Source organism: Desulfitibacter sp. BRH_c19 (assembly GCA_001515945.1).
In the GTDB taxonomy this organism is placed as follows: Bacteria; Bacillota; DSM-16504; order Desulfitibacterales; family Desulfitibacteraceae; genus Desulfitibacter.
Window position 1 is genome coordinate 61,190 of record LOER01000004.1, and the last position, 23,826, is coordinate 85,015.

Here is a 23,826-nt window from a genome sequence, read left to right on the forward strand (position 1 = left end):
ATGCTTTTTGAAGAGATTAAAAAATTCAAAGAAAAATTAACAAATGAAGCAGTATATGGACCTTTTTCTAAAACTAGTGATCCCGGTATTATTGAGGCTGCTGGTTATGGAGGTTTTGATTTTATAATATTAGATTTGGAACATGGTCCAAATAATGTGCAAACTCTACAGAATCTCATTAGGGCTGCACAAAATTCTAATATTTTACCAATAGTTAGGGTAAAGGAGAACTGTGATTCACTTATTGGTGAAGTGCTTGATGTTGGAGCAGCAGGAATTCAAGTACCACAAATCTCAAATGCAGAAGATGCCAGTAGAATCATTAGACTGGCAAAATTTGCGCCCCAAGGAATGAGGGGTGTGTGCAGATTTGTTAGAGCGGCAAACTACTCTTCGATGGACAGATATGAATACTTCAAAAAATCCAATGATGCATTAATTATTATGCACTTGGAAGGTCAAGAATCCATAAACAACTTGGATGAGATAATGGATGTAAGTGGTATCGATGTTTTGTTTATTGGACCATATGATTTGTCACAATCTCTAGGTGTGCCAGGGCAAATTGATCATCCAATAGTTGAAGAGAAAATGAAGCAGATAATTCAAAAATGTAAGGAAAAGGGCATCTATGTGGGGACATTTGTTGATACCCTAGAAAATGCAAAGAAGTGGGAAAATGCAGGGGTAAAGTACATTTCTTATTCAGTAGATATTGGTATCTTTTACGAGCAATGTAAAAATATAATGCAGAACTTAAAAGGAGATTCCCATGAAAACTAATCAACGCCAAATGCACAACGCTTTCTGGGCAGGAGAAGAAATGAGTAGACCCCTATTTGGATTTAGCCTAGGACCTTATTTTCCTGCAAAAAGATATTCAGGTGCTGAAAATCTTTTGGTTGATGGTTTACGTATTACTCCGGAAATGATAGTAGTTGAAGATTTTTTCAATGACTATGAAAGAATGTATCAAGAAACTATGGAAGTTCAGCAGGATCTGACCTTGGTTGCAAGTCCATTTACTGGCATTCCATGGATGGAGGCAATGCTAGGATGTGAAATCTTTGGCGGAAACAGTTCTTTTATAGCTGAGGCCAGGGATTTAGATTGGGCTGATATTGGGGAAATTGCTTTTAATTCAGCTAACCCATGGGTTCTGAAATATATGGAGTTTATAGAAAAACTGATTAACTTATCTCAGGGGAGATTTCCAATAGGACAGCCCATATTAAGAGGCCCTTCAGATATGATGTCCTGTTTAAGGGGACATCAGCAGTTTGCTATTGACTATATTTTGTATCCTGAAGAAGCCCTGGAACTACAGGATAAAGTAACAAAACTCTTTGTTGAGTTTATAAGACTTCAGCAAAAAAGGATTGAGTGTTTTGCTGGAGGTACAGGTTTTGGTTTTTACAGCTTGTGGAGTCCAGGTAAAGCGATTTGGTTTCAGGAAGATGCCTGTGCGCTACTTTCTCCCAAGTTATATTCCCAATATCTAAAGAAAGCAAATAAAGAAATATCAGCTATATATCCAAATAGTTTAATTCATTTACATCCAGCATCACTATTTGCTCTAGATGAAATACTATCGATTGAATTACTTAAGGTGATTCAGATAAATAAAGATGTAGGTGGCCCTACAATAACAGAACTGATACCTTATTTTAAGAAAGTTGTTGATAGGGGAAAAAAGTTGGTAGTGTGGGGGGACTTATCTTTAGAAGAAGTTCACGAAATATGTACACAAGTACCAATCAGGGGAGTTTGTTTGCATATCGTAGCAGAAGATAAAAATATGGCTATTGATATTAGTGAATTTATTCGATCTAGAGAATAGTATGGTAAAATATTCTATAAATAGCAACAAAATTGTCAGTATTATTCTATGAGGATCTATCAAAGGGGAGAAGTAACAATGGAGCAAATGGAGCAAAAGAATCAGATTAATTCTGTAGCTAAAGCATTATCAGTATTGGAGATTGTAGGTATATCTGAAAAAGAACTCACACTAACAGAGATAGCAAAGAACCTTGATATGCATAAGAGTACTGCTTTTCGACTCCTTTCAACTTTGGAGAGTAGAGGTTTCATATCTAAAGAAACCTCTACTGGGAAATATACATTGGGGCTAAAAATACTTCGGCTCGCAGGTGAATTGTTGGATAATATTGATATCCGTAAAATTGCCAGGCCAATACTAGAAAAATTAGTAGAAGACTGCAATGAAACTGTTCATTTGGTTGTTATGGAAAGTAACAATATTATCTATATTGATAAGGTTGAAGGCTGTAATACAATAAGGCTATATTCCCGTATTGGCATGCATGGCTTTGCCCATTCCACTTCAGCAGGTAAAGTTTTATTAGCATTTTTGCCAGAGAGAAAGATTAAAAATCTGATTCTAGAGACAGAATTACCCAAGAAAACCCCTAAAACAATAGTGGACTATGAAACCTTAATGGAACATTTGGAAGTGGTTAGAAAACAAGGTTATGCTATTGATGATATAGAAAATGAAGACGGCGTTAGATGTGTTGCAGCCCCAGTTCGAAATCATCTTGGCCAAGTTGTTGCAGCAGTTAGTATTGCTGGCCCATGTGATAGAATAAGTATAGAAAGAATAGAAAATTCTTTAGCTAATAAAGCCATAGTGTCTGCCGAAACAATTTCCAGATTACTAGGTTACAGGTCTTCCTATTGATCAAAACCGAAGTTTCACTTTGTTGGAGTAAGAGTTGGAGGTGATGTTTTGTTAAAGTTTAAAAAGGATAAATGTGTTGGCTGCAGCATTTGTGAGATTATATGTTCTATGGAACATGAAGGCTGTGTCAATACTAAAAAAGCGAGACTGCGTTATAGAGATAATTGGCCACAGATAGGCAGAGTTGATTTTTGTAGGAATTGTGCCGCTAAACCATGTGTAAAAGCATGTAAAGAACAAGCGTTGTCAATGGATAGCGAGAAGAATTTACAGTTTAATATTGATCTTTGTACAGGGTGTCTTGATTGTAGTGAGGTTTGTCCATTTGGAACACTTCCTACAGATGGCAAGTATCCATTGTTTTGTGATAGCTGTAATGGAATGTATCAGTGTGTAAATTGGTGTCCAACTAAGGCTTTAGTTAGGTAGGTGTATATTATGAATGATAAACTTCCAGGTTATGCAGGTAAGATTTTAACTATAGATTTGACTGAAGGATCCTTCAATATAGAAGATTTACCCCAAGAATTAGTAGAAAATTATCTGGGAGCAAAGGGTTTTGGAGCTAAAATACTACATGATGAATTGCCAAAAAACTGTGACCCTTTGTCGCCTGAAAATATGCTTATCTTTGCAACAGGACCACTAACAGGAACACTAACCCCTGCTAGTGGTAGATCCGTAATTGTGACAAAGAGTCCATTAACTGGCATCTGGCTTGACAGTAACTGTGGCGGAAGCTTTGGCCCAGAGATGAAAGCAGCAGGCTTTGATATTATTAAGATAAAGGGTAAGGCAGAAAATCCTGTAGTGGTTCTAATCAATAATAGTGAAATAACGATAGAAGCCGCCGAAGATTTATGGGGAATAGATACCTTAACAACCCACGAATTACTAAAGAAAAAGCACGGTGAGGATTACAAGGTTGCCTGCATTGGGGAAGCAGGAGAAAAACAGGTTCTGATGGCAGGTGTAATAGCAGAAGGACGAGCCTACGGAAGAGGCGGAGCAGGAGCAGTTTTTGGTTCAAAGAATCTAAAAGCTGTTGTAGTTAAAGGAAACAATGGAATAAATATTGATAATTACCAAGAGTTTATGATCGCTAACAGGGAAGCTAAAAACGAGATAGCAATTAGTCCAGACACAGGAGGATCTAGACCCAAGTTTGGAACTAACAGTATTTATTCGTTTATTCGAGAAGCCGGAGTGCTGCCTGTCAAGAATTTCCAGGGAGGAACCTATTCAGGTGCCGAAGAAGTGGATGAGCATGAACTTGTAAAAGAGCTATATGAACAGGATAGATCCTGCTTCGGATGCCCAATTGCCTGTTCCAAATATTCAAAAGTGAAAAAAGGAAAATATGTTGATAAATATGTAGAAGGTCCTGAATATGAGAATGTCTGGGCGTTTGGCGCTCATTGTGGAAATAGTGATATGGGTGCGGTTGTCTATGCTGAATACCTTTGTGATTATTATGGAATTGATTCAATTTCTGCTGGTAATGCAATTGGCTTCATAATGGAATGTTATGAGAAGGGCTTAGTTAGCAAGGAACAATTAGGTTTTGAGTGTTCCTTTGGAAATGATGACGCAATAATTAACCTAGTACATCTAATGGGAAAAAGGGAAGGCTTTGGTGAGACCTTAGGAGAGGGAGTTAGGCGTGCTGCCAAGGTTTTGGGGCATGATAGTGAAAGTTTTGCTATGCATGTAAAAGGGTTAGAACTTCCTGCATATGACCCAAGAGCATCCTTTGGAATGGGACTCGCTTATGCTACTAGTGATAGGGGTGGATGTCATTTAAGTGCTTTTCCAGTAAAGGCAGAGGTACTAAGCAATAACCACAGGATGGATCCTTTATCTACTGAGTTTAAGGCTGAATTGGTAAAGAATGAGCAGGATTGGTTTACTATTGTAGATAGTTTAGGCATTTGTTTGTTTGCAATATTTGCCTTGGGGCCAAATCAAATTACTGATTTACTATATTCACTTACTGGACAGAAGATTTTTTCATCAACTGAAGAGCTAATGAAGATAGGTGAAAGAGTTAATAACCTGACACGTCTTTTCAATTTAAGTGAAGGTATTACATCCAAGGATGATACACTTCCTGCACGACTATTAAAAGAAAGACTTTCAGAAGGTCCTGGCAAGGGGCAGATTGTTCCTCTTGAAGAAATGCTTCAAGACTATTATCTCGTTCGGGGATGGACTAAGGACGGAAAACCCACTTCAAAAAAGCTTAATCAATTGGGATTAAGTGATAATGTCTAAGGCTAGAATTAAAATAAAGTTCTTTGCCGTTACAGCAATTGAAGTAGGTGCTAAGGAAAAAATCTTAACTGTTAGTAAAGATTTAAATGAAGCATTAAAAGAGATTGAGAAAATTATTAATTGGCCATTAAAATCTAATTTAGAGAAAAACAGGATTTGCCTTATGTTAAATGGTAGGGCAGTAAAAATGCCTATTGAAAAAAGGGCTTTGGTTGATGGAGATGTAATGGCTTTGATTCCTATAATGGGGGGCGGATAATATGAATACAAAAGAGAACTTTTTTAAACCTGAGGGTGTTTATCCAGCGATGATTACTCCCTTTGACAATGAAGGGATAGTAAATGAAGAGCAATTAAGAAAGTATGTGAGCTGGCTGATAAAAAAAGGTGTAACTGGATTATTCCCACTAGGTAGTGTGGGAGAATTTGTTCATATGAGTTTTGATGAAAAAGTTAGAGTAATGGAAATTGTAGTTGACGAAGCTGCCGGTAGAGTCCCAGTAGTGCCTGGGACAGCTGATAGCTGTGCGGCTAAGTGTATAAAGCTAACTAAAGCAGCTAAGGAAATTGGTTGTAAATCTGTAGTAGTAGCACCACCATATTATTATCCTGCGACACAGGAGATTATTGAAGAGCATTATACACAACTTGCAAAGGCGCTACCGGATTTTCCAATAAATTTATACAATATACCTTTATTTGCGCAGCCCATTAGCTATGATGTAATCAAAAGATTAAGCAGATTGGATAATATTATTGGCATGAAGGATAGTAGTGGTAGTATGGTTGATTTGATGCATTTCATGGACAAAATAAGCATTGCGGGAGAAGACCTTAATATCCTAATTGGTAGAGAAGAAATGTTTTTAACAGGACTTATGGCAGGAGCGAAGGGAACAATGTCAGCCACAGTAGGTGTTGTCCCAGAAATCATGGTTGGAATTTATGAAGCTTGGCAGAAGAAAGATTATGAAAAAGCCCAAAAACTCCAAATGTCTATTCTTAACTTAGTTAGGGCAATGTTTTCGTTACCATTCCCCATAGGTTTTAAGGCAGCTCTTGATGTTAGAGGCTTTAACTTTGGAAAACCGAAACAGCCTCTTTCACCTGCTGATCAGTATAATTATTCTATGGTAAAAAGCAGAATTCATAAGATTTTGGATCAGAGGTTAGGGGATAAGATCCAGGCAGTAGAATAGAGAAAGGGGGATTAGCAATGATAAATGATAGAATAAAGGCTCTTTTAGATAGGGTTGATGAGCTTATTGAAAACGGCGAAAACAACAGAAGGATTCAATTATGGAAAGAGGCACCTACCTATAGTAGAGATAAGTTTAGACATCCTAGTAGAAATCAAAATGCGATTAACAATAAAATACCAATTGTTGCTGATCCAGGTCCTACGATGTTTGCAAAAATTTATGGTTTTAGTGTGAAGGATTATTACACTAAACCAATGGTGTATCTAGAACATTATCTGCAAAATGCTATTGATTTATTTCACATGGGCGAAGATACTTTTTTAACTAGAACCATTCCCATCTACTTTGGTACTAGTTTTGATGCTTCATTTTTTGGAATAGATACTATCTACCATGACGATGATTACCCATGGATGGGACATAGAACACCAATGAAGAAGAAGGATATGCTCGATAGTCTTGAAATACCAGTATTTGAAAAAGATGGTCTGGGTGCATTAGGAGTATATTTTTATAATGAGCTATCAGAAATTCTAAAGGATAGTGGCTTTACCGTTGCGCCTCCAGAGCTTCTCAGAGGACCATTTGCATTAGCATTTCATGTCAGGGGCTTTGAAAATTTTGCTATAGACTGTATGACTGATCCTGGCTTTGTTCATAAATTAATAAGATATTTAACAGATGCCCATAAGGACTGGTATGTACAACGCAAAAAAGTTCTAGGCAGTCCAATTGGTAAAGGGTTGCTGTATAATGATGAAGTAGACTGTAATGTTATAGGACCAAATCTATATAAGGAATATGCGCTCCCCTATGAGCAGGAGTTATCTGAATTTCATGGCGGGATATCCTACTGGCACAGCTGTGGAAACATTAATTTAATGCTTCCGTATATAAAACAGATAGCAAATATAGATCTTTTAAATGTTAGTGCATGGACCAACTATGAAACTGCAGCTAGTAGCTGTCCTAATATACCTTTAGAGTTTTGCTTAAAGCCTACCTCTGATGTATATACTGCATCTGAAGATCATATTTTTCATAAAATCAATGAAGTAAGGAATATTTGCAAGAGAAATGATGTTCAATCATTCTATATAAATACAGGTAGTTTACAGCAGTATAATAGTGACATCAACAATGACTTTGACATAATCAAAGCTTGGATAAAAAGAGCCCAGGAAACAGTTAAATAAGGAGCCAAATAATATGCATTTTAATGGTTTTGTTAGAGAAAATGGTGATGTAGGAATTCGAAATCATTTACTTATACTTTCCTCAGTAGTATGTGCCAATACAGTTGCTGCAAACATTGCCTCCGGAATACCAGAGGCACGTCTTATTACCCACCAGCATGGATGTTCCCAAATTGGTGTTGACAAGGAGACCACTCTAAAAATATTATCAGGAATGGGCAAAAACCCCAATGTGGGTGCAGTATTGGTTGTGGGTTTGGGATGTGAAACTATCCATGCCGGGTTAATTGCACAAGAGATAGCAAAAACAGGCAAACCTGTTGAAACACTAGTAATACAAGAAGTAGGGGGAACTTTAGCAACTACTGAAAAGGGTATCATGATTGGTAGGAAACTGATGTTAGCTCTAGCCGAGCAGAAAAGGGAGAGTATTTCAATAGAAAGGCTAACTCTTGGTACTGAATGTGGTGGCTCTGATGCATACTCAGGACTTTCAGCCAATCCGGCACTAGGAGCTGCTTCAGACATGCTGGTTGATCTTGGTTCACGTGTTATTTTAAGTGAAACTACTGAATTTATTGGTGCTGAACATATCCTTTGCAAAAGAGCTGTTAACAGTCAAGTAGCCAGTCAGATTAAAAGAATAGTTGCAGACAGGGAAATGGACTGTTTAAAGCTGAAGGTAGATATTCGTGGTGCACAACCTTCACCTGGCAATATTGCAGGAGGTCTAACAACAATTGAAGAAAAGTCGCTAGGGTGTATTTACAAAGGTGGCTCAAGGCCCATTGTTCAAGTAGTAGGTTATGGTGATGAATCTACACAACAGGGTTTAGTAATAATGGATACTCCGGGAAACGATGTTGAATCTATAACAGGTATGGCTGCAGGCGGTGCGCAACTAGTGGTGTTTACTACTGGAAGGGGTACTCCTGTAGGTTGCCCAATAGTCCCAGTAATAAAGGTATCTACCAATAACAAAACATATGAACTTATGGAAGAGAATATTGATATAAACGCTGGCACAATTATTTCTGGTGAAGGGAAAATAGATCAAGTTGGAGCCAATATTTTTGAGGAGATTCTTAAAACTGCTAATGGGAAATTAACAAAGGCTGAAAAGCTGGGTCATTTTGAATTTGGTCTCAGCCGTTTAGGGCCTAGCTTATAACAGTAATTATTTAACAATACCATACTGAGTAATGTCTACAGATACATTAACATTGATATCTACGTAGGGATAATGCTCCCTCCAGTTTATTTCATTGAAGACGTCAAAGTATTTTGCGCGAAATCTTTTACCTAAACCCAGGGGATCAGAGTTAACCTCCTGCATCTTTTGGACAGTCTTTTTGAATTCTGCTTTTAGATATTCTGCTACCTCAGCTTCAAGCTTTTTCTTGAAATCGTCATTACTTAAATCCATGGATAGACTGCTGGTGGATTGGTCTAGCCTTAGTTCCATATCCACATCCATAGTGAAGGAAATGTTTCCATCAACTAATTCTGGTGTAATCTTCCTGGTGGTTTTTTTTGTGATAAAACCATATTCATTATCTACCCTTGGGTAGAAAAAAGTTGGTTGTGCCCCTTTCGCTAGAATAGTGAACCAAATATTTTGCTGACCTTCTAGATAACCAACAAGCTTATCCTTCTTAAATAGTGCTATATTTTTTATATATACTCCATTTTCTAGAACTATTATTGCAGGTGCGGTAGGATCTCTACCAACTTCGTAGTCCATTGCCTGTTGTCGAAAGTGGAGAAGTAGTGTTGATGGCATTATTTCATCGGCTAAAACTAGGGTATCTAATAAAGTTTTAATATATATGCCAACTCTTGGCTTATCCATGAAATTGGTGGCAATTATTTCTTTTGCAGGATCTTTACATATGACCAAATCGGCTAAACTAGATACCTCGGGATCCCTGTATAAGGTATCAAATAAGGCAAGTAAGCCGCCTTTTTTTGCGACATTTTCATGAACCAAGAGTACCTGCAAATGATCAGGTACATACACCCTTCCTCCTACCTTATGGATGAACTCTACAGCATCCAGGATAGACCTTGCTTTAGTACTTAATACCTCAATGTTTTCCTCTGCATCTTCACTAAAAACAGGGCTACTAAAAGTAAAAATGTATAGTTCTGGATCATCCTCATCCAAATCAATTCCAAGGGATATTACAAAGCCCACCGTCTCTACGGGAGTTGTATCCCAACAGCCAGTGAGTGTAAAAGATACAATAATAATCAAAATAATTATTGATATAAGTTTGAGTTTACTTGTCATGTTTTTTTGACCTCCATTTTTTGAGGTAATAGATTATCAAAAGCATAAAAGGGATTATGGAGATTAAGGCAATGCCAACGAACCCAAGTGAATCTAGTATACTTAGTACCTGATTTAGGTCTTTAATTAATATTGTAGAAACAATATATATAATTCCACCAATAGAAAGCACACTAATTTGAAAACTTTTTAGATTGAGAAGCTTATGCAATGTATATGCAGCCCCCCACTGATAGGCGGCTACTGTAACAATAACAAGAAGTAGCCAAAAGCTTAAGACTAGCACCTCGAACCTTTGGAAAAAGGTGAATTGCAGAATCTTCAACATTTGGAGTGAAGGCCAAATCTGTTTGACAATATCCATTGGAGAAAAGAAAATAGTTGAAGCTATGACAGTCAGTGCATAAGCTGCTATTGTAAGCCAATTTCCAACGGAAGCAGCGATAAGTACATCCTTCTTTCTATCCACAAAGGGATATAAGAGAAGTAAAAACTCAAGACCTACCAATGCGAAGGAAGCTCCAAGTGTTCCTTTAATTATGCCGTAGAGTCCAGATTGACCCACTGGTAAGATATTTAGAATATCTCCTTGGGTAATTGGTACAATAAGTATCAATATAATCCACCAAGTTAAAGCAAATACAATAAAAGAAAATCTGGCCAATACCTTTACTCCATTAGCAATTATGTAGGAAGCTGGCACTAAACTGAATAAGACAAGAATAAAAAATGGTGTTTCACGTAAGGCCCATATCCTAAGAACGAACGCAAAGACGTTGGCGATAGAAGCCGAAGTGATTATGAAATACAGCATAATTCCAGCAGAAAAGAGCTTGCCAAGAAATTTTCCCAAGAGCTTGTTTACATAATCTATAAGGCTGTCTTCTGGAAAACAGCTTGCCAAATGGATCATTAAGAAAATAGCTGTTTGAGCCAGAAATCCCACAATGATTATAGAAATCCAAGCATCAGGACCAGCACCTGCTTCGAAAACTGTTCTATATAGGGACAAAATACCTACACCAACTTGAATGCCTGGTATCAAAAAAATTAGTTGAAAGCTTGTGATTGTATTTTTCCCACCTAACTGCTTCATTTTTTCCTCCGATTATTGACAATTCTCTTTGAATCCCTTGCACTAGCAGGTCGCTTGGTCATTAAAAAAGGGGGCAAGCGTAAGAATGTGTCCTGCATATCTCTTGTTCTAAAGGGTGATATTGAGGTTAGATATGGTATGCCAACGGTTTCTATAATGCATAAGTGTGCTATCATAAATGCAAGACCCAATAATAATCCCACAAAACCAAAGAAATATCCCAGTATCATAAGTGGAAAACGGATAAATCTAAGAGTTAAACCAAATTCAAAGGTAGGAAGTACAAAGGTAGCAATGGTAGTAACGGCAACAACAATAACCATAATATTACTTGCTAGCCCTGCTTGAACAGCTGCATCCCCTATAACTATGGCTCCTACTATACCTATAGTTTGACCAAGTGGTCCAGGGAGTCTAATACCGGCTTCTCGCAAAATTTCGATGGTAATCTCCATTAAAAAAGCTTCAATTAAGGGCGGAAAGGGAACTCTAGATCTAGATTCTGCTATAATCACTAGAAACCCAATAGGCAGGATCTCGTGATTTAGAGATATTATTGCAATATAAAAACCTGGGAGACTTGAAGCTATTATGAAACTGACCCACCTAATAAGTCTAAGCAAAGAACCAAATATCCAAGGTGTATTATATTCGTCTAGTGTTTGAAAAAAGACTGTCATTGGAGCAGGTATTATTATGGCATCAGGCTGACCATCCACCAGGATTACTGCCCTGCCCTCCGACAGGTTTGCTGCAGCCGAGTCAGGTCTTTCTGTCCTTAACGTTTGAGGAAAAGGAGAACTAGGGTGGTCAGTTATAAACTCGTTAAACTGACCTGTACCTACAATTACATCTGTTTTAATGGATTTTAGACGTTTTTCTATTTCCTTTAAAACGTTTTGCTCTATTAGCGTTTCTATGTATACAAGTTGAATCATTGTTTTGGATTTTGTACCAATAACAAATGTTTTAAATTTGAGCTCACTAGATTTTATTAACCTTCTAATAAGTGCAGTATTTTCCCCTAGGATCTCGGTAAACCCTATTCTGGGTCCCCGTGCCTGGCCCTCATTTTCAGGATCCTTTGCAGGGCGCTTTGGAAAGCCTTTAAGTTCTATCATCCAAGCTTTTTCATAACTTTCTGCGAAGAATAATACAAACCCCTGCACTAAAAAATCCATTGCTTCATCCAGATTACATACTTCACTTATATTACCAATGGAATCTTCTAATTCTGAGATTACAATTGCTTGAGCAGAGCCCTTTGACACATGATTTCTGATGGGTTTTAATACATCTCTGTTAAGGAGGTTTATGTCAATTGAGTTATCAAGATATGCTATTCCATAGAGTGCTTTTTTGTTGGAGGTATTGGTTATTCTTTTGCATATTATTTCACTATTAACAAAAAAGTACTCAAGTACTGATAAATTGTTTTCTACTTTTTTATCAATGTAATGGATCTTATCTTTATATTCCTTTAGCTCATTTAGGTCCATTTTGTAATACCTCCCCTAACCCTCTTTAACCATAAGTTGCACATCTAAACTTTACTTCTAATGCATCAGTTACTTACTTCATTGCTGCAACTTTTCATTGATTTCTAAGTATAAGCTTCACCATATAATCTTTGTTTTTTGGAGGGGTTTTATGCGTTCTTGGGTAACCAGGATAAACAAGGGATATTTCAATTGCCAAGCATAAGAAAAAGGTATAACTATATAAAGCATGAATACAGATTTAAATTACAAGCATGAAAACATTGGGAACATATAAAAACTAAATATATTAAATTTATCCATAATAATTATTTATAGCAGCAGGAAAACAAAAAGCAATGTAGAATAATCTTAGATAGAGGTTGGACCACCGACCACAGACTTCTTACCAGTTCAAGGAAAGTACTAATAAGATATATGGTAGTAGTACTTAACTAGGGGAGATACCTCAGCAAAACAATTTAAAAAAGGAGGAATATTAATGGCCACAAAGATTTCTTGGGTAGTTGATGAAGTAAAGGACAATGTAGCTACAATTTTAAGTAATGATGTAAAAAAGGGTATGACAATACCTGTAACTGTACTAGGAGAAGACCTGCAAATTGAGGTTTCTTCTGATATACCTTATGGACATAAGGTGGCAATAAAACCAATTAAGGTAGGAGATATAGTCTATAAATATGGGTTAAGTATAGGCAGAGCAACAGCAGACATAGCTGTTGGTGAACATACTCATATACAAAACATCGAACCTTTAAGAGGTAGAGGAGACTTAGCAGCAAAAGAGAAAGGATGTGCATGTTAATGGGTAAATGGTATGGATATTACAGACCAGATGGACAAGTAGGTTCAAGAAACTATTTATTAGTATTATCAGCTACTATTTATGCAAATAGTGTTGTGGAAAGAGTAGCCAATACTATTGAAGGGGCTGTTCCAATCACACACCACCTTGGAAGATGCCAGACAATGTCCGATCTTAAAATGACATTCAAAACACTTTGTAATCTTGCAAAAAACCCAAACGTTGGTGCAGTACTTATAGTAGACCATTTTAAAGAAGCTTATTGCAATATTGATGAAATGACTGAAGAAATAGCTAAGTCAGGAAAACCTGTAGAATCAGTTAACATTAGAGAAGTAGGAGGAGCCATTGAAGCTACTGCAGTTGCTACTAGAAAGGCTATGAATCTAAGAAGAATGCTTTCTACCATGAAAAGAGAGGAAGCCGATGTTAGTCAATTCCTGTTTGGACTTAACTGTGGCACTTCCGATACAACCTCTGGAATTTCATCTAACCAAGCCTTAGGTTTTTGTTCAGACAGATTTATAAGAGAAGGTGGAAGATCCATCTTAGCTGAATTTCCAGAATTAATGGGTGCTGAGGAGTGGTTAACAGCAAAAGCCAAAAATTCAGAAGTTGCCAAGAAGATAATGGATGAAATAGGTGCCTTCGAAGCTAGAATTTTTGCTACAGGCGAAGATATCAGAGGTTCTCAGCCTACTGGTGACAATATAGCAGGTGGCATTAGTACGATAGAAGAAAAATCACTTGGTGGTGCTAAAAAGAGTGGTTCAGCCCCAATCATTGATGTTGTTAAGCATGCTGACATAATCACAAACAAAGAACCAGGTGTTTATCTTATGGCTACTCCTGGACATGGAGCAGAATCCATTACCGGCATTGCAGCATCTGGAGCACAGGTGTTGGTGTTTTCAACAGGTGGAGGCCACACTATATCAAATCCATTAATGCCAACAATTAAAATAACAGGTAATTTTAATTCTTGGAGACAAATGAATGATACTGTAGATTTGGATGTAAGTGGTATTCTTGCTGGAGAAATCTCTTTAGAAGAAGCTGGGGATATGATTTACAATGAAGTAGTTGAAACCCTCTCAGGAAAACTTACTAAATGTGAGATTTTAAAAGAAACAACAGGCTTTGCAATTCATAGAGTTGGCTTAAGCATTTAGTATCTTAGGAGAAGGTGTAGATTATGTGGGTCGAAGAAAAAACATTATTTAAATCAGTCAATGAAAACTCTGCCAACGTCTATGAGAAGGTAATAGCAGAATTAAAGAAGGGTATTTTGCATGGGGACTTAAAACCAGGTGACAAACTACCTTCAGAACGAGAATTGGCAACCATGCTAGGCGTTAGCAGAACTTCCCTTAGAGAAGCATTGCGGCTCCTTGAAGTATCAGGAGTAGTGAGTATTAGGCACGGACAAGGAGTTTTCATAACAAATAATGACCCTGATGAGTATATGAAGAAATTTATCTCTCAGATTTTTGTAGACCAGAGAAAAATTGAGGAGCTCTTCCAAATAAGAAAGCTAATAGAAACCGAGGCAGCAGTATGGGCTTGTCAGAATGGAACAGATGACCAGTTAAAAGAGATATATAATTTGGTGAACGAGACTATATATATATTAGAAAAGGGTACCCATAGTGACTTTTTAACTGTTCTAGCCAAACAGGATGGGGTGTTTCATCATTTACTTGCAGAAGCTGCTAACAATAGTGTTCTTGAGAATATTATGGATAATTTGTTGGACTTGCTCTCTGACTCCAGGGCAAGAGCCTCTATTGTTGAGGGTAGGCCATTGCGATCATTAAAGGAGCACCTCAAAATAGCAGATGCCCTTATGGCTAGAGATGGAGAAAAAGCAAGAGAAGCTATGCTAGAACATCTTAAAAATGTTGAGAAAGATGTTTTAATAGAATAGACTAGAAACCTTTATCTGGTAAGAACAACTTTGTTTTAAAGGGATAATTCCTTTAAAAATAAAAAAGAGATATTAGGAGGAGGTTCATTAAATGCGTAGGGTTAAATTATTAGGTTTGTGTTTGTTGATTTTATTGTTGTCCATGGCTTTAGTAGTTGGTTGTGGCGGAAACAACGGTAATGACGGAGGTAATGGTGGTAACGTAGAAGAGCAAGAACCTGATGAGGGTCAAGAACAAGCAACTGTTGATCCAAATTATCCAGATGAAGCCATCACTTATGTAATTCCATTTGATCCAGGTGGACAGTCGGATGTTGAGGCTAGAAGGCAGCAACCATTGTTAGAAGAGATTCTTGGAACTAGTGTTGTTGTAACGTATAAAGCTGGTGGTGGTGGAGCAGTTGGTTGGTCAGAAATGGTGAATGCTAAACCAGATGGATACACAATGACTGGAATTAACATTCCTCACATTATATTACAACCATTATCCAGGGATAATGCAGGTTACACAACTGATCAGATAGAGCCTGTAGCTTTCTTCCAGAGAACTCCAGTTGGTCTTGCTGTTCAAAAAGATAGCCCATTTGATACTTTAGAAGAGTTTATTGAATATGCTACTGAAAATCCTGGAGCTGTTACAGTAGGTGGTTCAGGAACATTCTCAGGACATCACATTGCAGCTATCGAATTTGAAGCATTAACTGGTGTTACTATGACGTATGTTCCATTTACTGGAGCTGCTCCACAAATGCAAGCGTTTTTAGGTGGTCACGTCGCTGCAGTAATGGCTAACTCTGACGCCTTAGTAAAGTATGAAGATAGTATGAAAATACTAGCCTTTGGCGGTACTGAAAGATTTGAAGCTCTTCCAGATGTTCCAACCTTTATTGAAAAAGGATACGACATGATTCCAAGTATTGATAGAGGTGTAGGAGTTCCTCCTGGAACCCCTGATGAGTACAAACAAGTTCTTTCTGATGCATTTATGGAGATTGCAAATAATGAGAGTCTTAGAGAGCAAATGACAGAACAAGGTTTTGTGCCTGTAGCAATGGGTATAGATGAAGCAGAAGCTTATCTAGATGCCATGACAAAAACATATACTGAGTTATTAGAAAGCTTACAGTAATATGGTGGATTTTTTCCCGGGTCTTAAGTGACCCGGGAAAATCACTATTTATGAAAGGAGATGACGTATAGATATGTTGGAGAATTTCATCGTGGCACTAGGAAATGTTTTTGATCCATTAAGCTTCTTTCTAATGATTGTAGGACTATCGGCTGGGATTATAGTAGGCGCGCTGCCAGGTCTTACTGCTACCATGGCTTTAGCAATACTTGTCCCATTCACCTTTACTATGCCACCTACTACAGCTTTGATGGTTTTGGGTGGAGTATATGTGGGTGCAATCTATGGTGGATGTATTGCGGCAATTCTAATAAATACTCCAGGGACACCTTCATCAATTGCAACAACCTTTGATGGTTATCCTCTAACAAAAAAGGGGAAGGCAGAACATGCCCTAGTTGCAGCAGCCTATAGTTCGAGTGTAGGTGGCCTCATAGGAGCAGTTATACTATTATTATTCTCACCACTATTAGCAAATGTAGCCCTAAAATTCGGACCTCCTGAATACTTTTGGCTAGCTATATTTGGTTTAACCATCATTGCAACACTCGCATCTAAATCAATCATTAAAGGTTTGATTGGTGGTGCACTAGGCCTTCTGCTGGGAACCATAGGTATCTCCCCAATAGGAGGGGACATGCGTTTTACCTTTGGATTTCATCAATTACAGGCCGGCTTACAGCTAATAGTAGCCTTGATAGGTTTGTTCTGTATCCCTGAGATATTTAATATGGTAGAGCGAACTGCTGACAAGGCTAAGATTAATATTTATAAATCCCAAAAGGGTGTAGCATGGTCTGTTATTAAAGAGCTAAGTAGTAAACCAATGCTATTATTTAGGTCAGCAATAATTGGAGCTTTTGTAGGAATTGTTCCTGGTGCAGGTGGTAATATCGCAGCTCTGGTATCTTATAATGAAGCCATAAGGTTTTCAAAAAAACCTGAGGAGTTTGGTACTGGAATAATTGAAGGCGTTGCTGCTGCAGAAGCATCAAATAACTCAGAAGTCGCGGGTTCTCTTGTGCCGTTGTTAACTCTTGGTATACCAGGAGCAGCACCAGCTGCAGTCCTCCTAGGTGCCCTAATGCTTCAAGGTTTAAGGCCTGGACCTGAACTTTATACCGTATTTGGTGAGATAACTTATACGTTTCTCATTTCTTTAATCTTCGCAAATATTGCCTTATTCTTTCTAGGTTTTTACGGTTCGAGATATGTGGCTAGAGTCATTAATATATCACCTTCATATCTAGCACCGTTAGTTGTATTCATGTGTGTGATAGGCTCTTATAGTATTCGTAATAATATGCTTGATGTATATATTATGGTACTGTTTGGCTTAATAGGATATATAACTCGAAAACTTGGGTATCCCCCAGGGCCCATAGTACTAGGTTTAATTTTAGGTAGTATTGCGGAAAATGGACTGGTTCAAGCAATGCTAATGGGAAAAGCCTCAGGTAACACATTAGCAATGTTCTTTACAAGGCCTATTTCCCTAGTGCTAATAGTAATGTGCATTATTTCCGCCCTTTGGCCTTTTATTTCAGATAAACGTCAAAAGAAGATAGAAGCAATGAAAAAAAGACAGGAGGGAGAAACCCATGTTAACTAATGAAAATATCTTTTCTGTATTTCTACTTGCTGTTTGTGCTGTAGCTTGGAATTCTTTAGCAAATGTAAGTTATCTTGGTTCTTTCTTCCCCAAGGTCATTATAGTTGTGTTGGCATTTTTTACAATAATACAGTTGGTAATAGGTATTAAAAAACCAAAGCATATCAAGACTTTCGATGGTGACAGACAGATTTATATGTTTGCTATGCTCCTTGGTATGATAGCTTATGTTGCATTAATGCCAATTTTAGGGTTCCTTCTGACTAGCATGCTCTTTATGGCGGTATTCTTCTGGTTCTTGGCAGAGGATCGTTCACCTAAAAGTGCCTTAAAGACCACACTTCTGGCAGTTGTCGTCTCTACCGGGTTTTATACATTATTTGCTAATGTATTTCTAGTACCATTGCCTAAAGGAATATTTTTCTAGTAAATAGGAATCTAAACTAAAAGAGACCTTGCCCAAAAAAGGTCTCTTTTTCTTTTGATTTTGGGGCAGGATAATTTCCTTGCTGCATAGAATTAGAATATATTAAATTAAGGGAAGGAACTAAAAATGCCAAAAAAAATGTTGCTAGTAATTGATATGCTAAATGATTTTATGCATCCTGATGGAAAATTGAATTGTGGTGAAGATGCTGAAAGTATTACCCCCTTTGTGATCCAGAAAGTTAATGAATTTATTAAAGCTAACGAGCCTATTGTTTTGGTAAAGGATGCGCACATCATAAATGATTTGGAATTTGAACGTTTTCCAGCTCATTGTATTAAGGAGACCTGGGGCGCAACAGTCATTGAAGAATTAACTTTTTTAGAAATGTATCCCAAGGTGAATAGCATAGAAAAGAAACGTCATAGTGCATTTCACAACACAAATCTGGAAGAAATACTAAAAAGGGAAAATCCTGATGAGATATATATAACAGGCGTTTGCACTAATATTTGTGTACTTTATACTGTTGAAGAGCTTTGCAACAGAGATTATAGAGTAATCGTATATAAGGATGGGGTAGCAAGTTTTGATACCGAGGCCCATAGGTTTGCACTTCAGCAAATGGAAAATGTATTGGGTGCAGAAATTATATAGACAGATGGAATGAAGGGATGATCATAATCTATGAAAAAATGGCTATTGACCTTGATGTTAATAATTCTATTGACCATAAATGTCATTGGGGGCTGTGGGACTGACAATGATAATGATAATGACTCAGATAAAACAGATGTGGATAATGAGATTTCAGAAGAAGCTGTGATAGATATACCTGAAGAACCCTCAGGAATATATAATCCATTGACAGGGATGCAGGTAGAAACAACAGGAAACCTTATAGCAGTTATGGTGGACAATCTTTCTCCTGCGAGACCACAATCAGGGCTGATAAAAGCAGACATAGTCTATGAAATTGAGGCGGAGGGCTTAATAACTAGGCTTATGGCACTATTTTATGGTAATCCTCCTGAGTTTGTTGGCCCTATAAGGAGTGCTAGACCATACTATATGCAGCTAGCTAAGGAATGGGACGCCTATTATGCACATGTAGGGGGATCTGATGATGCATTTGCAAAAGCTGTAGAGTGGAAAATTAGAGACATAGATGACACCAGGGGGCACAGAGGATTTTTCTTAGATAAGCAAAGACAGAGACCGCATAGTACATATCTAAACTTTGCAGAGGCTTTAAAGGGTAAAGAGGAAAATGGGAAGTTCAAGGACTGGGTCTTCGTAGATATACCAGAGATAGAACCTACATATACAGAGATTAGCGTTCGCTACACCGGATCTAACAGGGTTAGATATGAATGGGACAATGATAATAAGGTTTACCTGAGATTTATAAATGACAAAGTGCATGATGATAGAGAAACAGGTCAACAAATTTTTACAAATAACATAGTTATTCAATATGCTAATCACCGTAGTTTACAAACTAAATTGCTGCACATCTGGGTAGATGTTGTTGGTGAGGGTAAAGCTGAATATTTTTTAGGTGGGCAGTATTATCAAGGAACATGGGAGAAGAAAAACATGACAGGACCCACAATTTACTATAATGACAACGGGGAACAAGTTAGCTTTGTGAAGGGAAAGACCTGGATACAAGTAGTAAGACCAGATGTACAAATATCTAAAACATGATTTGAATTCAGAAGACAGAATACAGGAGTTCTTCCATGACCTCATTCTGACCACTAACTCCTGTATTCTATATTCTAAAACTGTATTCACTTTTAGAATATATTAAGGATTTTCAGGGATTCTTTTTTAGCAATATGTAAAACCATATGCTTTAAAACTGCTATTTCCGCAAGGGCTAAATCAAAACTTTCAGCCTCTATAAACTTAATTGAACGAGTTAAGGCCAAATCAATTTCATCCATTTCTCTGTGGTCTACTATAATATCCCAGCTTTCCTCTATACTGGACCAATCTTTCTGTATATTATCTATTAATTGGGATGCCTCATCCCAATCTCTATTATTAATCATTTCTTCAAGCTTGGAGACTTCTATTGAAATTTCTTGGGCAGTATTTGAAATCCATATTTCACTATATAGACCTATTCCAAGAAAAACAATTAAGGCAACAGCCATAGTAAATACTAGGCGCATAATAAATCATTCCTTGTCAAAGATTCTCCATCACATTTCCCGATGTTCAGCTTTGGCTGAACGAGTTTACTACAGGGTGCCATCTTTATTGCTTTTTGTACCTTTTTTTTGTATATACAAATCACCCTTAGTATCAAGAGATGCCAATAAAACTTCCGTAGAGCTATGAATACCAAATTTATTTAATTCGTAATTTAACCATTTTGTATCAAGGTTAAATTTTTTTAGATTGTTGTGTTTTATATGCCCATCCATTATTAAAGGAAGTGCAAGACCTTCATATGGAGTGTCAACCTTTAAATCTTCTGGTGTAAGCGGCCTTTTCTGGGATTTAGGTATGATACTTAACTCGCCACTAGTTTCTAAGATCGCATATTCAACATCTGCAATATTTGGGAAATCTTTTAGACGTAGCTGTTCAAGTAAGTCAGTAAGGTTATAGCGGAGTTTCCTTAATTCATCTTCTATTATTTTACCATTTTCAATTAGAATGCTAGGTGTTCCACTTATAACTCCTCGTAAGCGGTCACTTCTTAAAGAAATGAAGGTTATTACAACCTGGAGGAGCAACAATGTAATGATTGGAATAATTCCATTTATTAAAGGTATTTCTTTGTCCTCCATTGGAACTGTCGCTAGTTCTGCAATCATAATAGCCAGAACTAATTCAAAAGGCTGCAGTTCTCCTATTTGCCTCTTACCCATTACCCGGATAACAATCATTACAAGGAGAAAGAGAATAATAGTCCTGGCAAAAACAATCAGCACGATAAATTCTTCCCTTCAAAACTAAGCTTCTCCTAATAATTTTAACCGATTCCGATTTTCTTTATTCGAACTAAAACTCAAGGGTGAGTCCATCAGTTGCTGCAGTTACACTTAGATTTGTTTTTTCTGCAAGATATTTAGCTATACATTCAGGTCCCTTTTGGAAAACTTGAATCCCAAAATGAGTTAAGATAGTTTTCCTTGGTCTAATAGAATTAATAATTTTTTCTACATCATTAACACAAAGGTGTAAAACTGGACTTTTTTCCAGTCGCAGCATGGATATAATCAAAACATCAGTTTTATAAAAATCTAGAAGTTCAGGGAAAAATGCTGTATCAGGGATATAACCTAAGGTAGTATTACTGCCGTGAAATATAAAACCATATGTTTCTTGCTTACCATGGTGGTGTGGCATTGAAGTGGTAAAAGCTAGATTGTTTATATGATAATTCGACAGGGGTTTTATAGGTGATACTTGTTTAACATAAGATCTAAGGTATTTAAGGACAACTGGGTCAATGTCCAGTGCATCTGAGGGGGCAAAAACCTGTCCTTTTTTCTCTAAGCCCCCTTTAGTCATTGCTTCTATCATCACATTAATATCTGCTGAATGATCTAGGTGTCTGTGGGAGACTATTATTCCATTTAAAGTAGTTGGTCTAATCTTATGCCTAAAGATGTTGATGAGGGCACCTGGACCTGGGTCAAGAGAAAAAAGAGTATCATCAAGTTTAACAACCATTCCTCCAGTAGCTAAAATTTGTGTAGATAACATTATTCTAGCGCCGCCGCTTCCTAAAAAAGTTATACGATTCAAAACAAATTCCCCCAGTCCCATTTAGTGTATATATGTAGTATACCTCTTATTATTGTAAATTGTTATTATTTGAATTACTCTGTTAGAATATTCCATGAATCGTCATTTGTAGTTAAACCTTCTCACAATTCGCAGTATTACGCTAAAGGTATTATGAGGCTTGTCCAGAATTTCCATAAAGTAGGAGGAAAAAATGTTTATTAAAGGAGTGAGCAAGTTGTCTTCCAGGAGCAAAACATGTTTAAGAATTCTTGATGAAGTGAAAAAATGCATAGAGGAAGAGTTTGGAAACAGAATAGCTGCAATATCCTGTGGGGATGTTTCTAACCAGTGGGTTTCCTCTCATACAATCATGGAGGTGCGAGTAGTTGTAAGGAGATTAAATCCGGATATTACTAATAGTATTTATGATGTCGCTTACAAGATTATGTTAAAAAATGGCTTTAATTACCTAATCTCATTAAGAGTCGCTTCATATGAAGAAGGCCTCCATAGAGGTCATAAAATTATTAGAGGCAAGCTGTTGTCTGATATTGAATGTCAGGAGGCAGACGTATGGAAAGCAATGTAAACCAGAGCACCATTTGGTTAGACAAATCTCAATCTTCATTACAAGCAGCATCAGTACTATTTAGAATTGGACATTATGGTGATTCAATATCCAGATCATATTATGCAGTTTTCTACAGTATGAGAGCACTATTTTCTCAAGATAAGATTAATGCCTACAAGCCTACAACCATGTTAGCTGCACTTGGCAAATATTATGTAACTAGTGGAAAAATGGAGCCATGTTATCACAAGTCAATCTTTCAGATTTTTGACTTGAGATTCCAGACAGAGTATGAATGCCTATCTATAGCAGATATAGATAATTCTAAGTTTGCCTTAGAAACTGCATTTACAATAGTTAACGAAATTAAAGGTCTTCTTTATAATGAAGTAGGTGAAACTGAAAAAGAAGAAGCTATCATAACCACCTAAAAGAATGGTGGTTATTTTTTGTATTATATGTTGCATTAAATGGAACTTACAGGGTAAACTCTTAGTAAAGGAATACATGAAATAATTGTTAGGGAGGTAATGCTATGGAAAAACTTGATAAAGTTGAATTAGTTAGAGACAGAACAGGTGCAACATACGAGGAAGCTAGGGATTACTTAGAAAGTCATCATTGGGATGTGGTAGAAGCAATTGTAGCTATTGAAAAAGAAAAGACTACATTTGATAGTGAATTTAATACAATGAAAGTTAAAGGGCAAGACTTACTAAACAGAATTAAAGATTTAATTAAACAGGGAAATGTGGCAAAAATAATAGTGAAAAAGGAAGGCCAAAAAGTTATTGGCATTCCAGTTAATGGTGGTATTATATTAGCCTTGTTTTTCCCATATTTTGTAGCTTTAAGTGCTGTTATAGTTTTAGTGGCTGAGTATGAGTTAGAGGTGGAGAAAATAAAGAAGGATATAGATGATATCGATATTGATGAAGTGTAAAAAAAGGTTCGCTCGGGGGAAACGAACCTAAAATTCGGGTGTTTAATTTTTGTGTTATTTAAAACCTAAAATTAGCATTTTGCTTCAAAACAATCAACACAGTCCGAAGCGCCTTCTTTTAAACCGGAAACACTATTTTTAATGTTTTTCATTTGTTCGTTTGCACAGGTTCCATTGTCAAAATGTTTACAGTTTGTTAATGGGCAGTTTTCAGGCATATAATTTATCACCTCGCTTTCTAATGTTATTGTTTCCTTGTGGTTTAGACATAATGTCATGTAGTATCAACCGATTGAGTTAAGAGTTTACAAAAAAGCCAAAAAGAAATTTTTAAAGAAAAAGGAATTAAAATAATAAAATTGAACATAAGTAAAGGAAAGGCTTTGGTTAACCAG

At 36.9% G+C, this 23,826-nt stretch carries 26 protein-coding genes; 20 read left to right on the forward strand and 6 right to left on the reverse strand.

Going from position 1 to position 23,826, the window contains the following annotated elements; all coding sequences use genetic code 11:
* The 9 genes from APF76_08935 to APF76_08975 all read left to right on the forward strand — a co-directional run bounded on the left by APF76_08935 (position 1) and on the right by APF76_08975 (position 8,547).
* Positions 1–783, forward strand: coding sequence for an aldolase (locus APF76_08935; GenBank protein KUO53355.1), 783 nt, complete (start codon positions 1–3; stop codon positions 781–783).
* Positions 773–1,840 carry a hypothetical protein gene (locus APF76_08940; protein KUO53356.1) on the forward strand — a complete coding sequence of 356 codons (1,068 nt, stop codon included), beginning with the start codon at positions 773–775 and terminating at the stop codon, positions 1,838–1,840. The genes APF76_08935 and APF76_08940 overlap by 11 nt, the downstream gene beginning before the upstream one ends.
* Before the next feature lie 78 nt (positions 1,841–1,918).
* Complete coding sequence (locus APF76_08945) at positions 1,919–2,704, forward strand: hypothetical protein (protein KUO53357.1); 786 nt, start codon at positions 1,919–1,921, stop codon at positions 2,702–2,704.
* A 48-nt stretch (positions 2,705–2,752) separates the two neighbouring features.
* Entirely contained in the window at positions 2,753–3,133 is a 381-nt protein-coding gene (locus tag APF76_08950) for a hypothetical protein (GenBank protein KUO53358.1), read from the forward strand.
* A gap of 9 nt (positions 3,134–3,142) precedes the next feature.
* A complete protein-coding gene (locus tag APF76_08955) occupies positions 3,143–4,978 on the forward strand; it encodes a hypothetical protein (GenBank protein KUO53359.1) in 1,836 nt (611 codons plus the stop codon).
* On the forward strand, positions 4,971–5,237 hold the full coding sequence (locus tag APF76_08960) for a hypothetical protein (protein KUO53360.1): 267 nt from the start codon (positions 4,971–4,973) through the stop codon (positions 5,235–5,237). Before APF76_08955 ends, APF76_08960 begins: the two co-directional genes overlap by 8 nt.
* Before the next feature lies 1 nt (position 5,238).
* The gene (locus APF76_08965) at positions 5,239–6,177 is read left to right on the forward strand and encodes a hypothetical protein (protein ID KUO53361.1); all 939 of its coding nucleotides are present in this window, start codon (positions 5,239–5,241) and stop codon (positions 6,175–6,177) included.
* Between the two features lie 17 nt (positions 6,178–6,194).
* On the forward strand, positions 6,195–7,376 hold the full coding sequence (locus APF76_08970) for a hypothetical protein (GenBank protein ID KUO53362.1): 1,182 nt from the start codon (positions 6,195–6,197) through the stop codon (positions 7,374–7,376).
* A 13-nt stretch (positions 7,377–7,389) separates the two neighbouring features.
* The gene (locus APF76_08975) at positions 7,390–8,547 is read left to right on the forward strand and encodes a carbohydrate hydrolase (protein KUO53363.1); all 1,158 of its coding nucleotides are present in this window, start codon (positions 7,390–7,392) and stop codon (positions 8,545–8,547) included.
* A gap of 6 nt (positions 8,548–8,553) precedes the next feature.
* On the opposite strand, the gene APF76_08980 is transcribed toward APF76_08975, so the two are convergent.
* From APF76_08980 to APF76_08990, 3 genes are read right to left on the reverse strand one after another with little or no spacing between them, the layout of a single operon-like run.
* Entirely contained in the window at positions 8,554–9,669 is a 1,116-nt protein-coding gene (locus APF76_08980; GenBank protein KUO53364.1) for a hypothetical protein, read from the reverse strand.
* The gene (locus APF76_08985) at positions 9,659–10,765 is read right to left on the reverse strand and encodes a hypothetical protein (GenBank protein ID KUO53365.1); all 1,107 of its coding nucleotides are present in this window, start codon (positions 10,763–10,765) and stop codon (positions 9,659–9,661) included. Before APF76_08985 ends, APF76_08980 begins: the two co-directional genes overlap by 11 nt.
* The gene (locus APF76_08990; GenBank protein ID KUO53366.1) at positions 10,762–12,264 is read right to left on the reverse strand and encodes a hypothetical protein; all 1,503 of its coding nucleotides are present in this window, start codon (positions 12,262–12,264) and stop codon (positions 10,762–10,764) included. Before APF76_08990 ends, APF76_08985 begins: the two co-directional genes overlap by 4 nt.
* 481 nt (positions 12,265–12,745) lie before the next feature.
* On the opposite strand from APF76_08990, the gene APF76_08995 reads away from it, so the two are divergent.
* From APF76_08995 to APF76_09030, 8 genes are all read left to right on the forward strand, one after another.
* A complete protein-coding gene (locus APF76_08995) occupies positions 12,746–13,069 on the forward strand; it encodes a hypothetical protein (GenBank protein KUO53367.1) in 324 nt (107 codons plus the stop codon).
* Entirely contained in the window at positions 13,069–14,241 is a 1,173-nt protein-coding gene (locus APF76_09000) for a hypothetical protein (GenBank protein ID KUO53368.1), read from the forward strand. Before APF76_08995 ends, APF76_09000 begins: the two co-directional genes overlap by 1 nt.
* Before the next feature lie 23 nt (positions 14,242–14,264).
* A complete protein-coding gene (locus tag APF76_09005) occupies positions 14,265–14,996 on the forward strand; it encodes a hypothetical protein (protein ID KUO53369.1) in 732 nt (243 codons plus the stop codon).
* 91 nt (positions 14,997–15,087) lie between these two features.
* On the forward strand, positions 15,088–16,125 hold the full coding sequence (locus tag APF76_09010) for a hypothetical protein (protein KUO53370.1): 1,038 nt from the start codon (positions 15,088–15,090) through the stop codon (positions 16,123–16,125).
* A 73-nt stretch (positions 16,126–16,198) separates the two neighbouring features.
* Entirely contained in the window at positions 16,199–17,737 is a 1,539-nt protein-coding gene (locus tag APF76_09015; protein ID KUO53371.1) for a C4-dicarboxylate ABC transporter permease, read from the forward strand.
* Entirely contained in the window at positions 17,727–18,164 is a 438-nt protein-coding gene (locus APF76_09020; GenBank protein ID KUO53372.1) for a hypothetical protein, read from the forward strand. The genes APF76_09015 and APF76_09020 overlap by 11 nt, the downstream gene beginning before the upstream one ends.
* Before the next feature lie 126 nt (positions 18,165–18,290).
* On the forward strand, positions 18,291–18,821 hold the full coding sequence (locus APF76_09025) for an isochorismatase (protein KUO53373.1): 531 nt from the start codon (positions 18,291–18,293) through the stop codon (positions 18,819–18,821).
* Between the two features lie 30 nt (positions 18,822–18,851).
* Positions 18,852–19,874: a hypothetical protein gene (locus tag APF76_09030; protein KUO53374.1), complete on the forward strand. Its 1,023-nt coding sequence runs from the start codon at positions 18,852–18,854 to the stop codon at positions 19,872–19,874.
* 92 nt (positions 19,875–19,966) lie between these two features.
* Here APF76_09030 and APF76_09035 read toward each other — a convergent pair whose 3' ends face one another.
* The 3 genes from APF76_09035 to APF76_09045 form a co-directional block, all read right to left on the reverse strand.
* On the reverse strand, positions 19,967–20,347 hold the full coding sequence (locus tag APF76_09035; protein ID KUO53375.1) for a hypothetical protein: 381 nt from the start codon (positions 20,345–20,347) through the stop codon (positions 19,967–19,969).
* Positions 20,348–20,416: 69 nt separating this feature from the next.
* Positions 20,417–21,115, reverse strand: coding sequence for a hypothetical protein (locus APF76_09040; protein KUO53376.1), 699 nt, complete (start codon positions 21,113–21,115; stop codon positions 20,417–20,419).
* Positions 21,116–21,185: 70 nt separating this feature from the next.
* Entirely contained in the window at positions 21,186–21,935 is a 750-nt protein-coding gene (locus APF76_09045) for a hypothetical protein (GenBank protein ID KUO53377.1), read from the reverse strand.
* Between the two features lie 193 nt (positions 21,936–22,128).
* On the opposite strand from APF76_09045, the gene APF76_09050 reads away from it, so the two are divergent.
* The 3 genes from APF76_09050 (at position 22,129) to APF76_09060 (ending at position 23,431) form a co-directional block, all read left to right on the forward strand.
* A complete protein-coding gene (locus APF76_09050) occupies positions 22,129–22,506 on the forward strand; it encodes a hypothetical protein (protein ID KUO53378.1) in 378 nt (125 codons plus the stop codon).
* The gene (locus APF76_09055; protein ID KUO53379.1) at positions 22,491–22,919 is read left to right on the forward strand and encodes a hypothetical protein; all 429 of its coding nucleotides are present in this window, start codon (positions 22,491–22,493) and stop codon (positions 22,917–22,919) included. The genes APF76_09050 and APF76_09055 overlap by 16 nt, the downstream gene beginning before the upstream one ends.
* A 104-nt stretch (positions 22,920–23,023) precedes the next feature.
* Positions 23,024–23,431, forward strand: coding sequence for a hypothetical protein (locus APF76_09060; protein ID KUO53380.1), 408 nt, complete (start codon positions 23,024–23,026; stop codon positions 23,429–23,431).
* The last annotated feature ends 395 nt before the right edge of the window (positions 23,432–23,826 follow it).

Excerpts from the sequence above, each read along its gene's own strand:
- APF76_08935 (KUO53355.1), top strand. The coding sequence starts at position 1 with ATGCTTTTTGAAGAGATTAAAAAATTCAAAGAAAAATTAACAAATGAA.
- APF76_08940 (KUO53356.1), top strand. The coding sequence starts at position 773 with ATGAAAACTAATCAACGCCAAATGCACAACGCTTTCTGGGCAGGAGAA.
- APF76_08945 (KUO53357.1), top strand. The coding sequence starts at position 1,919 with ATGGAGCAAATGGAGCAAAAGAATCAGATTAATTCTGTAGCTAAAGCA.
- APF76_08955 (KUO53359.1), top strand. The coding sequence starts at position 3,143 with ATGAATGATAAACTTCCAGGTTATGCAGGTAAGATTTTAACTATAGAT.
- APF76_08960 (KUO53360.1), top strand. The coding sequence starts at position 4,971 with ATGTCTAAGGCTAGAATTAAAATAAAGTTCTTTGCCGTTACAGCAATT.
- APF76_08965 (KUO53361.1), top strand. The coding sequence starts at position 5,239 with ATGAATACAAAAGAGAACTTTTTTAAACCTGAGGGTGTTTATCCAGCG.
- APF76_08970 (KUO53362.1), top strand. The coding sequence starts at position 6,195 with ATGATAAATGATAGAATAAAGGCTCTTTTAGATAGGGTTGATGAGCTT.
- APF76_08975 (KUO53363.1), top strand. The coding sequence starts at position 7,390 with ATGCATTTTAATGGTTTTGTTAGAGAAAATGGTGATGTAGGAATTCGA.
- APF76_08980 (KUO53364.1), bottom strand. The coding sequence starts at position 9,669 with ATGACAAGTAAACTCAAACTTATATCAATAATTATTTTGATTATTATT.
- APF76_08985 (KUO53365.1), bottom strand. The coding sequence starts at position 10,765 with ATGAAGCAGTTAGGTGGGAAAAATACAATCACAAGCTTTCAACTAATT.
- APF76_08990 (KUO53366.1), bottom strand. The coding sequence starts at position 12,264 with ATGGACCTAAATGAGCTAAAGGAATATAAAGATAAGATCCATTACATT.
- APF76_08995 (KUO53367.1), top strand. The coding sequence starts at position 12,746 with ATGGCCACAAAGATTTCTTGGGTAGTTGATGAAGTAAAGGACAATGTA.
- APF76_09000 (KUO53368.1), top strand. The coding sequence starts at position 13,069 with ATGGGTAAATGGTATGGATATTACAGACCAGATGGACAAGTAGGTTCA.
- APF76_09005 (KUO53369.1), top strand. The coding sequence starts at position 14,265 with ATGTGGGTCGAAGAAAAAACATTATTTAAATCAGTCAATGAAAACTCT.
- APF76_09010 (KUO53370.1), top strand. The coding sequence starts at position 15,088 with ATGCGTAGGGTTAAATTATTAGGTTTGTGTTTGTTGATTTTATTGTTG.
- APF76_09015 (KUO53371.1), top strand. The coding sequence starts at position 16,199 with ATGTTGGAGAATTTCATCGTGGCACTAGGAAATGTTTTTGATCCATTA.
- APF76_09020 (KUO53372.1), top strand. The coding sequence starts at position 17,727 with ATGTTAACTAATGAAAATATCTTTTCTGTATTTCTACTTGCTGTTTGT.
- APF76_09025 (KUO53373.1), top strand. The coding sequence starts at position 18,291 with ATGCCAAAAAAAATGTTGCTAGTAATTGATATGCTAAATGATTTTATG.
- APF76_09030 (KUO53374.1), top strand. The coding sequence starts at position 18,852 with ATGAAAAAATGGCTATTGACCTTGATGTTAATAATTCTATTGACCATA.
- APF76_09035 (KUO53375.1), bottom strand. The coding sequence starts at position 20,347 with ATGCGCCTAGTATTTACTATGGCTGTTGCCTTAATTGTTTTTCTTGGA.
- APF76_09050 (KUO53378.1), top strand. The coding sequence starts at position 22,129 with ATGTTTATTAAAGGAGTGAGCAAGTTGTCTTCCAGGAGCAAAACATGT.
- APF76_09055 (KUO53379.1), top strand. The coding sequence starts at position 22,491 with ATGGAAAGCAATGTAAACCAGAGCACCATTTGGTTAGACAAATCTCAA.
- APF76_09060 (KUO53380.1), top strand. The coding sequence starts at position 23,024 with ATGGAAAAACTTGATAAAGTTGAATTAGTTAGAGACAGAACAGGTGCA.